The 12,862-nt window shown below is 34.7% G+C and carries 3 protein-coding genes and 6 pseudogenes; all 9 read right to left on the reverse strand.

From position 1 onward, the window contains the following. Nucleotides 1-38: 38 nt before the first annotated feature. A pseudogene (gene ptsG / locus ABLV95_RS10115) lies at nucleotides 39-2,073 on the reverse strand (glucose-specific PTS transporter subunit IIBC). 226 nt (nucleotides 2,074-2,299) lie between these two features. Further along, a pseudogene (locus tag ABLV95_RS10120) lies at nucleotides 2,300-3,693 on the reverse strand (YfcC family protein). Nucleotides 3,694-4,037: 344 nt separating this feature from the next. Continuing rightward, nucleotides 4,038-6,207 (reverse strand): annotated as a pseudogene (locus tag ABLV95_RS10125) (heavy metal translocating P-type ATPase). Beyond that, nucleotides 6,204-6,572: an ArsR/SmtB family transcription factor gene (locus tag ABLV95_RS10130; RefSeq protein WP_460871998.1), complete on the reverse strand. Its 369-nt coding sequence runs from the start codon at nucleotides 6,570-6,572 to the stop codon at nucleotides 6,204-6,206. The pseudogene ABLV95_RS10125 and the gene ABLV95_RS10130 overlap by 4 nt, the downstream one beginning before the upstream one ends. 172 nt (nucleotides 6,573-6,744) lie before the next feature. Then, nucleotides 6,745-8,489, reverse strand: a pseudogene (locus ABLV95_RS10135) (pyruvate oxidase). A 92-nt stretch (nucleotides 8,490-8,581) separates the two neighbouring features. Next, nucleotides 8,582-9,269, reverse strand: a pseudogene (locus ABLV95_RS10140) (LrgB family protein). Then, nucleotides 9,270-9,657 (reverse strand): annotated as a pseudogene (locus ABLV95_RS10145) (CidA/LrgA family protein). It lies immediately after the preceding pseudogene. A 339-nt stretch (nucleotides 9,658-9,996) separates the two neighbouring features. Continuing rightward, nucleotides 9,997-10,872, reverse strand: coding sequence for a cidABC operon transcriptional activator CidR (cidR, locus tag ABLV95_RS10150; protein WP_427706344.1), 876 nt, complete (start codon nucleotides 10,870-10,872; stop codon nucleotides 9,997-9,999). A gap of 341 nt (nucleotides 10,873-11,213) precedes the next feature. After that, nucleotides 11,214-12,683, reverse strand: coding sequence for a Na+/H+ antiporter NhaC (nhaC, locus tag ABLV95_RS10155; protein ID WP_460875519.1), 1,470 nt, complete (start codon nucleotides 12,681-12,683; stop codon nucleotides 11,214-11,216). Nucleotides 12,684-12,862 lie beyond the last annotated feature (179 nt).

The raw sequence follows: 12,862 nt of genomic DNA on the forward strand, positions 1-12,862 counted from the left end.
ATTGCAGTTTCACTTAAAGTTTATATCTTTATGATTATTTAGTCTTGTTTAACTGTCATAATCAATTGTTCTGATTTCACGTCTGTTACTTCAGTTACTTCAAGTGTTCGGTTTTCTAAGTTTGTTAATATCAATGGCGTCACAATACTAGGCGCGTTTGCTTTAATATAGTCTAAATCAACGTGCATTAGCGTTTGTCCTTTTTTAATTGTGTCTCCTGTACTAACCATACTTTCAAAACCAAGCACCATCTAATTTAACAGTATCAATACCAATATGGATAAGTAATTCTATACCTTCATCTGACTCAATACCAATGGCATGTTTGGTAGGGAATATTGTTTTCACCGTACCGTCAAATGGTGCCACAATTTCTCCATCTTCAGGAACAAATCCTACACCATCGCCCATCATTTTTTGAGCGAAAACTTGATCAGGCACTTCTGATAAAGGTATGATTTGACCTTTACCTGGTGAATAAATTTCTACTTCATCCAAATCGTCCATCTGCGTTACTTTATTATCGTCCTCTACTGGCACTGTCGTTTCACTTGGTTTTGTAATTTCACCTTTCATAATCATAGCCATATCATGCTTGATTTGATCGGATTTAGGACCGAATATTGCCTGCATATTATTACCCACTTCAAGCACGCCAGAAGCACCCAATGCTTTCAATCCACCAACATCGACCTTACTCTTCTCTTTTACTTCAACACGTAGGCGTGTGATACAAGCATCAAGATGTTTAATATTCTCTTGACCACCCATTGCATCTAACACTTCAAATGGTAATTCACTTGCTGTTGCAGTAGAAGCTTCAACTTGCTTATCTTCACGACCAGGCGTTTTGTAATTGAATTTTGTGATTAAGAATCGGAATACAAAGTAATAAATTACTGCGTATACCAGTCCTACTGGAATCACTAGCCACCAACTTGTTTGGTTCGGTAACACACCTAATAATACAAAGTCTATAAAACCACCTGAGAATGTATATCCTAAATGCACATCTAATAGATACATTGTTAAAAACGCTAAACCATCCAATATTGCATGAATAAAGAATAATAATGGCGCTACAAATAAGAATGAGAATTCTAATGGTTCCGTAATACCCGTTAAGAACGAAGTTAAAGCTGCAGAACCCATCAAACCAGCCACAATTTTCTTACTTCCAGGTTTCGCTGTATGATAAATAGCCAAAGCAACTGCAGGTAAGCCAAACATCATTACTGGGAATTCACCCTGCATAAATTTACCTGCTGTTAAATGGCTTCCTTCACGAATTTGTTCAACAAAGATACGTTGGTCACCACGAATAATTTCTCCTGCGGCGTTAGTCCATGAACCAAATTCAAACCAAAACGGTGCGTGGAAAATGTGATGTAAGCCAAATGGTATTAATAAACGTTTGATAAATCCGAATAAGAATACAGATAATCCTGTATTGGCGTCAAGTAAACCTTCACTAAATGCATTTAAACCCGTTTGAATATGTGGCCAAATTAAAGCCATAGGAAATGCTAATACAAACGAAGTCAGTGCCATCATAATCGGCACAAAACGTTTACCGACAAAGAAACCTAAATATGATGGTAATGAAATATTAAAGAATTTATTATAACACCAAGCGACAAGCGCCCCAATGATAATACCGCCGAACACCCCTGTTTGTAAGGTTGGTATACCTAATACACTCGCATAACCACTCATGACATCATTTACGTTATCTGGCGACACATGTAAAAATGCGCCCATCGTTTTATTCATAATGATATAGCCGACAAACGCAGCAATAGCCGCAACGCCGTCACCACTAGCTAAACCGATTGCAACACCCATCGCAAATATGATTGGCAAGTTATCAAATATAATACTACCTGCACTCGCCATCATATCAGCAATATTTTGAATTCCTCCATTTTGTATAAATGGAAGGTATTGTTGTAAGGATTCCCCTTGAATTGCTGTACCAATTGCTAGTAATAAACCAGCGGCTGGTAAAATTGCAACTGGTAGCATTAACGCTTTACCAATTCGTTGCAATTGTCCAAAAAACTTTTTAAACATATACAAAACATCCCTTCTCTATCTTTACCGTCAAAACGCACACAAAAAGGCATGAGCAAACAGACTATTCCCGATAGTCGCTTTGTTTGCTCATGCCCGCTTAACCAGTAACACGCAATATGACGATTTCTTTTAATTTAGTATATACTAAGTTAAAAATTTATACAATATCCATTCGCATTCTATTTTTCAAAATGCTATAACTTCTTTTCACTATGACGTGCAATTAGTAACCGATTATTAACGCGATAGACATCCCGATACTACAAATCACGACCCATATCACAATTAATTTCCACGCAAATTTAAGCCATTGTGTGTAAGTAATTTTCCCAACAGCTAATGCGCCCATCAGAATTGCGGACGTTGGGAATAAAACATTACTAATCGCATCGCCATATTGGAAGGCAAGCACAGTAACTTGTCTATTAATGTTTAATAAGTCAGATATAGGCACCATTAAGGGCATTGTTGTTAATGCTTGGCCTGAACCAGATGGTATAAAGAAATTCAAGCAAAATTGTAGTATAAACATTGCTATGATTACCATTGAAGAAGGTATATCTGCTAATAAAGTTGTCATGCCATATACAATTGTATCGATGACTTGACCATTCTCTAAAATTACAATAATACCTTTAGCAAAACCAACAATCATTGCTCCAAATAGTATATCTTTCATACCTTCAATCATTGCATCAAAAGTGCCATTCATCCCTAAGCCACCAATGAAACCTGCTAATAAACCAGCGAGTAAAAAGTTGGCACTCATTTCATTAAACGACCAACCATAAGTAAAAATACCATATACGTTTAATACAATCGCCGCAACAATTAAACCTAGACCCATTGCCTGTCTTTTCGTAAAGCGTGGCGTGGACATTCTAGCTTCCACATCACCTTCTGCTTGTTCCAATTCATAAACGAGACTTTTAGTTTTATCCTTCTTAACTTTTCTTGCATAAAACATTACTGTCATTATCGCGGCTGCTAAAATAAATAGATAGATGATTGTCCTTAATCCCCAACCTGAAAACATGGGTAATTCAGCTACAGATTGCGCTACACCGACTGTAAATGGATTGAGCATACCACCTATAAATCCACTGGCTGCCCCAAGTATTACCATTGCGGCGCCTGTAAGTGCGTCATAACCTAATGTTCGAGCTATAATGATACCGATTGGCACGAAAATAATCGTTTCTTCTGCCAAGCCAATAGAAAACCCTAGGATAGAGAAGATAGTCATTGTTAAAGGAATCATAAATCCTTTATATGTTCCTAATGCTTGCATCGCTTTATTAACACCATTTTCAAATGCGCCTGTCTTATGTACGATACCGAATGCGCCACCTACTAAAAAGATGTAGAATACAATTTCTCCACCACTGATTAATCCTTCAGGTATCGCTCTAAATATATCGAAAAATGATACACCATGTTGTTCAACTTCTTGATAAGATCCTGAAACAACCAAGGTTTGTCCATCTTTTTTCTCACGTTCAAACTCCCCGTCGGTATCAAGTATGTAAGTAAGCTTGAAAAGGCAATAATTATTAATAATAATGCATATGTATGTGGCGTTTTAAAACGATTTGATTTGAAAAATGATTTGAACATCACGCTCTTCCTTTCTTCACCCAAACTAACGTCAGTCGCTATTTGTTGTTTATTTACATATATAGCCTATTTTTTGTGAAATAAGCTTTTCTGTTAATTGTTTTTTTATACAAAACGCCTACTATATATAGACGAGATACAGGGAACCCTGTAATCACTTCTGTTCATATTTTACGCTGTAATTGTATATAAAAAAGCTTAATCTCTCAACATCAAATTTGAGAAATTAAGCTTTTATCTTATATTTAGGGGGAAGGGCTTTTCAGCCAAGAGAATGTACTTTCTCGAAAGTGTTCGATAATACTCGCTTTTATTGTTTGACGAAAAAATTGTCTGCTTAATTGTTACTCATTTTCTTTAACTCGCATAAGTCTCATACCATTCAATGCCACAAGTAGCGTTGCACCCATATCTGAAAGTATCGCGATCCAAAGTGTTAGCCAACCCGGAATAACTAAAAGCAATGCAATAATTTTTATTATTATTGCAAAAGTAATATTCGCTTTAATGATATTCAGCGTTTTACGACTCAGTTTAATCGTAAACGGCAGCTTATTCAAATCATCTCCCATCAATACTACATCTGCCGTCTCAAGTGCTGCATCCGTGCCTGCTCCACCCATAGCAACACCGACTGTCGAAGCCGCTAAAGCTGGCGCATCATTGACACCATCTCCAACCATAGCCACGCGTTTATATTTAGATTTTAATTGTTTGATCACCTTAAGTTTATCTTCAGGTAGAAGCTCTGCTTTTATATCTGTAACACCAACTTGATTACCAATCGCTCCCGCAGTATTCTGGTTATCACCTGTTAACATGACAGTGTTTTCAATACTTGCCTGATGTAGTTTGTGCAGTGCTTGCTGACTCGTTTCTCGCACTTCATCAGCCACAGCGATTATGGCTTCGACACCTTGATCCGTTCCTACTAGCATCACTGTTTTACCTTGCTCTTGAAGAGAGGCAATTAAATTTCTAACTTTATTTTCATTGTTTGCAGTTAATAATTCTGAAAACATTTTTGAATTACCAACGTAAGTCATTCGACCATCTATGCTACCTTTTATACCTTTGCCTGTAATAGAAGAGAAATCTTCTACAATAATATCTGAATAAGAAATGTGTTCAGCATTCGCTTTACTCATAATTGCAGAAGCCAATGGATGTTGGGATCGGTATTCTAATGCGACAATAATAGACAGTATTTCACGTTCATCCACTCGATTATTGATAACTTTGAAATCAGTCACGACTGGAACACCTTTAGTCAAAGTGCCAGTTTTATCAAATGCGATTGCTTTCAGTGCTCCGATTTCTTCTAAGTAAATGCCACCTTTGACAAGTACACCTTTCTTCGCGAGCATTACCGATTGCCGATACGATGGCTATTGGTGTAGAAATAACAAGGGCACACGGGCATCCAACCACAAGAACTGCAAGCCCTTGATATACCCATTTATCCCAACTTGCTTCAAAGAATAAGGGCGGCAATACAGCAACCATTGCCGCAATCGCTATGATGACAGGTGTATAGTATTTTGCGAATTTATCTACAAATGCCTGTGACGGTGCACGTTCTGCTTGTGCTTCCTCCACGAGATGTATAATTTTGGATATTGTAGTATCTTCAACTCGTTTTGTAATTTTTACTTCTAGAAATCCTTCTTCATTTAATGTGCCCGCAAACACATCATCATCTTTATACTTTTCAACTGGAACAGATTCACCAGTGATTGCTGATTGATTAATTGATGAGTAGCCATCAATTATAATACCGTCCATCGCAATTTTTTGACCTGGTTTTACAATCATAATGTCCCCAACGACAATATCATCAACATGTACAGTCATTTCTTGATTATTACGTTTGATTAAAGCCTTGTTCGGCGCAACATCCATCAATGAAGTAATCGATGCTCTGGCTCGATCCATGGAGAATCGTTCTAATGATTCGCTAATTGAAAATAGAATCACCACAACCGATACCTCTGCCCATTCACCGATAAGGACACCACCTATAACAGCAATTGTCATCAATGTTCTCATATCGAACTCTAATTGAATCAAATTCTTGAGACCAGTTGTTATCATGGAAGCGCCACCGACAATCATTGATGTGATAAATAAAAGCGCCGTTACAATATTTTCATTTCCATTAATAAACATGGAAATGAAACCCAGCGTCATAAATAACGCCGAATAAATCAATGTACTATGTTTCTTATAAAACGGAATCTTTTCTTCTTGTTCATACTTTGAATTCGAAGTTGTACGTGTTGTGGTTTTTGGTATTACTTTTAAATTTTCAAACGCACCGGCTTTTTCCAATTCCTCAATACTTGCTTCACCTTGCACAGAGATTTGAGAGGCACCAAAATTAACACTTGCATCGTGTACATTAGGCAGTTTTTTAACATTAGTTTCAAACTTACCTGCGCAATTGGCACATGAAAAACCCTGTACTCGATATGTACTACTTTCTTTATTTGTTACTTTGTCTTCGTTGCTCAGACATTAGCGCTCACTTCTTTCCTATGCGTTAATGCCATCATCATAATCTGCTTGATATGTTCATCATCCGGCGAATAGAAAGCCATTTTCCCTTCTTTTCTAAACTTGAGTATCCCTTGTTTATTAAGCATACGAAGATGATGAGAGGCATTTGCGACCGTCACACCTATGATATTTGAGATATCGCATACACATAATTCTTCTTCCTGACATAAAGCATAAGTAATTTTAGCTCTATTTTCGTCTGCGATTGCTTTCAAAAGTTGAGAAACACCGGAAATATCTATACTTTGTAAATCATGCTGTACTTTATTAACCTTTTTTTCGTCATAACAGAAAACTTCACACGTTTCATTTTTATTCATATCCTCCAACCTCTCATTAAAGTATATATTTGAATATTATTATACATTCAACTCAATAGTCATTCAAGTGCTAACTTTAATGTTTAAGGATATGTAACATACTAAGTAAAAGTAATTTTTATAATAAAAAAAGCTACCAAACATAAAATTGTTTGGTAGCTTTAATATAAGTTTATAAGAAACGTTTAACCGCCGTTGACATTGGAGGTACTTCATCAAAGTCTAATTTTCCATCTTCAGTAATTGATCTAAATGCCCATTTACCATAATTTAAGGCTTCATTCATCACAATTTTACCTGGTAATGGTGCTCGCAGTTTCATCAACGTACACATTGACTATTGTCGGTCTATCTTGTGACATTGCTTCTTCAACTACTTCATCAATTCTATTTGGATCAGTTAACGTGTAACCAACGCCACCACAACTTTCAGCAAATTTTGCGTAATCAATGTCAGTGAAATCTATTGCATATTCTAATTCACCGACCACTTGTTGTTCATATTTAATAAATGATAGTTGTTGGTTATTTAATACAAAAAATGTCATTGGTAAGTCATATTGTACTGCTGTTGCAAAGTCTTGCATTACCATTTGGAACCCGCCGTCACCGGCAATACCGACAACTTGACGGTTAGGATATGCAGTTTTAGCAACAATGGCACCTGGCAATGCACAACCCATAGTACCTAACCAACTAGATACAATAAATTTATTATTAACTGTTAAGTTTAAATAACGTGTAGACCATACTGTCGCTGTACCAACATCAATAGAAAAGATTGCATCGTCTGTTCTTACTTGGTTTATCGCATCCATTAGACGTTCTGGTCTAATTGGCTTACTGTTATCTTCCATATCTTTTGTCATCCATGCGTCCCAAGTTGCTTTTCTTTCTAATGTTTTAGTTAAGAAATCACGTTCTGATACATGTTTAACTGAATCTGTTAATTGTAGCAATGACAATTTACTGTCACCAACAATACCCACATTCACATCGAAACGATGGCCAATATTTTCAGCATTGTTATCAATTTGAATTGCTTTAATATTTTTCTTAGGTAAATAATCTACGTAAGGATAGTTCGTACCTATCATGATTAATAAATCAGCATCTTGTATTGTTTGGTAAGATGTTTTCGTACCGATTTTACCTAAATTACCAATATTATAAGGATGCGCATCTGCTAATAAACCTTTCGCAGGTAACGTGATAATTGAAGGAATTTTCACCGCTTCAATAAATTGAAGCAGTTCATCTTTGGCATGTTTAGCACCCATACCGACAAGTACTACTGGACGTTTACTTTTATTGATAAGCTTAGTTGCTTTTTTAATACTACGTGGTTTTGGTGTTACACGTGCTTGGTGGTGCAGTGTCCACTTTTGTATTTGTTGTATCTTTAACTTTATTTGTTAATAAATTATTTGGCAAGATTAATACGGCCACACCTTTTTTCTCATAAGCAGTACGAATTGCTTCATTGACAATACCAAATATATCTTTGTCATTTTCAGATATTTGACGGTTATAAACTGAAACATCTTCAACCATTTTGCTAATATCTGTTTCTTGGAATGCTTTCGTACCTAAAGCCGTGGTATCTGTTTGACCAGCTAAAATGAGTTGAGGTACATTATCCATTTTTGCATCATACATACCGTTAAGTAAGTGAATTACGCCAGGGCCACCAATACTCAATGCTACCCCTATTTTACCAGTCAATTTTGTATAACTTGAAGCAGTTAGACTTGCTACTTCTTCGTGTCTAACATTAACAAATTTAATATTATTTCTTTCTGTTCTTAAACTATCTACGACTGCATCTATAGAATCTCCTGGAATACCATATAAATGATCAATATCCCATGCTTGCAACGCTTTTACTAATGCTTCATTTGCTTTTATTTTTGCCATTTTTAAAATAGCTCCTTTCAAATTTCAATCATTTTAAATCGTTGATTCTTCTGATGTTGTTTGCAGTAAAATATCTAGTTCTTTTTTAAAACTTAATATAATAAGAGGACGAGTATCGGTAAGACAATAGAACTTAATACGGCTGTTAAAATCATGCCGATAGAACTAAAAGCACCCGACTCACCATCTATTTCAAATGCTTGTGCCGTACCAAATGCATGTGAAGCATTACCGTACGTTAAACCTTTTGCAATAGCGGTCTTAAATCTTCCCACTTTTAATAAATAAGACCCTAATATACTACCAATTAATCCTGTTGCGACGATAAACATAACAGTAATCGTATCTACCCCGCCCAGTTGATTTGAAACTTCTATACCAACTGCGGCAGTCATGGAGCGTGGTAACATCGTCATAATAACTTCTCTTGAATAACCTAATATTTTCAACAAGCAGAATATAAATACAAAGTTTAATATCACTGCTGAGAAGACACTACTGAATATGATATTGGCATGTTTTAATATTTTATGACGGTTCTGATATAACGGAAAAGCTAAACAAACCACCGTACAGTTTAATAGATAGTTAATCCATTGACCGCCAACCATATAACCTTGATAATCTACATTAAATAGAAGCAAGATAGCAATAATACCAATAGAAGATATGAGTGCTTGGATTTAAAAAAGGGTTTTTAAATTTTTGCTGTAATTTTTTAGCTCCAACATACATAACAATTGTTAAGACAATCATTATCAAACCATTTAAAAGTGTCATCTAATCTTGTCCATTCCCATATTCCGTAGTTCTAACCATTTTCTCCGCTATAAACCCTGAAATTAAAGCAACACAGCAAGTTCCTAAAATAATCATTGCGAAGAATAAAATGAAATTTAAATTAATCTCAGATACGACATCCATGACGCCTACAACAGACGGTACAAAGAAAAATACCATAGTTGTTAAGAAAAAATTCGAACCTTTACTAACCCATTGTGATGGGATAATTTTAAATTGTAGTAAGAGAAAAAATAAGATTAAGCCTACGATGCTTCCTGCAATTGGAATGTGCAGAACACTTTGCAAGACATTTCCGAGCATACGTAATAGCCATAATCATTAATATTTGAAATAAAACTCTAACTACCTTTAGTGACATCTGCATTTTTATCATCCCTTTATCGTCATTTTTATTTGGTGTTTTGTTGATTACATATACTAGTATAAGCCCGTATGTAATATAATAAAAATATTGATTATCAATGACACCTATTACTTTTATTCATGTAAGCGATTAAGTCTATTATATTTCATTATATTAAAATTAAACTTTTAATATTCACCCTTTTCATTCAAAAGTCTTTGTTATCACAACACTTACATGACTTTGTATTTGATTATTTACGTTGTTGTAAACAAAACAAGGGCAGGAAGAAATCAAAATTTGATTTCTTCCTGCCCTCTCAAGACTGACTAGAAAAACGATAAGCTATATAAGTACTTTTTATAATCGTTGTTTCATAAATTTAATCCACTTTTTAGTCGCATGACTTAAATATTTATCCTTCTTCCATATAACGCCTAACTCCCAACGCATTGCTGGGTCATCAATTTTTATACTTTTAAAATTACCATCAAGTAAATTCACAATATTCTCTGGTAAGATACTCACACCAAGATGTGCACTTAATAAATTTTCAATAAAGTTCCACTGAGAAATTTTAGAAATTGTATTTGGCACAAATCCTGAATTTTTAGCCGATTCAATAATTTTGTCATTTAAATAGAAATCTTCATTAAATAGTATAAAGTCCTCATCTTTTAACATACTCATATCTACTTGTTCATAATTCGCCAATCTGTGCTCTTTATTCAATACGAGTTTCAATTCTTCTTCGTATAGTAACACAGAATGAAAAATGGACTGATCTACTGGAATTGTGGTAATACCAATATCAAGCTCATCTTTAATTAACTGAGTCTCAATCATCTTCCCACCATTTTCCACTAAATTGTATGTTACATTTGGATATTTCTGATGAAACTCACCAAGTATATGAATAAACTTATTCATGTTCATCACTGCAGATAAACCTATACTGATATGACCTGTTTCTAAACCAAGTAGACTATTAACCTCTCTAGGCAAATCATTATAGAGTGTTAAAATTTCTTTGCTTTTTTGATAAAACACTCTTCCCGCATCAGTCAATGCAAGTTGTCGTTTACTGCGATCGAAAAGTGTCATGTTCAATTCTTTTTCTAAATCTTTTATCGCTTTACTAATTGTTGGCTGAGCAATATATAAAGATTTGGAAGCATTTGTCATACTATTTTGGTTTACAACTTCAACAAAATACTTCATCTGTTTAATATCCATGCACGTTCTCCTCTACTTGAAACATAATTAATACTTTCCAGTATACGTTTAAATTTCAATATTTCAATATTAACTCGTTACAAAAACGTTAACACACAGCCCCTTATTATTTTTAAATACTTATCAAAAACGAACCCTAAACATGAAAAATGCACTCCTAAAAATTGAAACTACATTCAACTTTGGAGTGCATTTATTTTTCAATATATTCGGACAATTTTAATTAATCAGATATATATCTATAAACTGAGTTCATATTATATTATTTACCTTGCTACACTGGTGTTAAATACAACTGTTACAAATCAACATGATGACTGATTTTAAAACACAATGCTGTATTATGTTAAGTTCGCTTCTTCTTCTTTTCTATTTTGTTCAATTTCTTCTTCACTTAATCCTATGATTTTAAAACCGATATATCCAAATATAATAGATATGATTGGTACTGTGTAATTTAAAATTGCATAAGGCGCATATTCTATAACAGACACACCTAATGTTGAAGCAATAAATACACCACATGTATTCCATGGTACAAATACAGACGTTAACGTACCGCCATCTTCTAAAGCTCTGGATAAATTTTTAGCATGTAAATTTTTCTTTTTAAATGCCCCGACGTACATTCTAGATGGGACGATAATGGATATGTATTGTTCGGAACATGTAAAGTTTGTACCAATACATGACACTATTACAGATGCAATTAATGATCCAGTAGTTTTAGCAAATTTTAAAATAACTGAAATTAATGCAGTTAACATGCCTGAATATTCAAGTACGCCACCAAATGTCATTGCGACAAGTGTAAGTGAAATCGTATAGAACATCGATTCTAAACCACCACGGTTAAATAATTCATCAACCAGTGAATTGCCTGATTCAATCGTGTAACCTGTTTGTAGTGCTGTTAACCCCTCTACAATGGAATCACCTTGTATAAACAGTTGCGCGAAGAACCCTAATATAATACCTACGCAAATCGATGGGATTGTCGGCACTTTGACTACTACAAGTGCGATGACTGCCAATGGTACTATGAGTAACCACGGTGTAATCACAAAACTATCTTGCATCGTAGTCAGTATTTCATCTATATTTTTTGTATCAAAATTTTTATCACCAAAACGTATACCGATAAAGAAAAATGCAACTAGTGATATTACCAAAGCTGGTATTGTTGTATAAAACATGTGCTGAATATGTTCAAATAAATTAACACCAGACAAACCAGAAGCTAAATTGGTCGTATCAGATAATGGGCTCATTTTATCTCCAAAGTAAGCTCCACAGATGACTGCGCCCGCAACCATACCTGGAGAAATACCCATGCTCAAGCCAATACCCATAGATGCTACGCCTACTGTCGCCATTGTAGACCAACTACTACCTATAGCTAATGCCACAACGCCACAGAGCACAATTACTACGACTAAAAAATATCTTGGATCGATTAATTGCAGTCCATAATAAATCATAGTAGCTACTACACCACTACCTATCCACGAGCCAATTACTAAACCTACGAGAATAATGATTACTATAGCAGGCAATGCATGTCGAATCCCCTTATACATCATTTCTTCTACTTCGCTAAATGCGTAACCATGTAGCATGGTTATAATAATCGCGACTGCCGTACCAATCATTAATGGTATATGAGGCTCTTTTTCAAGCACAGCTACCGTAAATAACATTGAAGTTATCATAATGATTAAAGTAATTAAAGCAGACGTAAGTCCTAATTCTTTCTTTGTCCTAATCTTTTCGCCATTATTTTTAGTTTTCTTATTAAAAATAGTAGGCACCCCCTTTGTTATTTTATATCATACTTAACTTTTTATGCGCTTTCAACAGCGTATTTATTATTTAAAGGTAGTTATTATCACATTTATAGTTATTTTACATTATCCAAATCACTTTTTTTATACACATAGGTCACTATTTTTTACAACTCGCTTTTTTATAAAATAATACGTCAAATTAT

The organism is Staphylococcus sp. Mo2-1 (genome assembly GCF_046721385.1).
Lineage (GTDB): Bacteria > Bacillota > Bacilli > Staphylococcales > Staphylococcaceae > Staphylococcus > Staphylococcus equorum_A.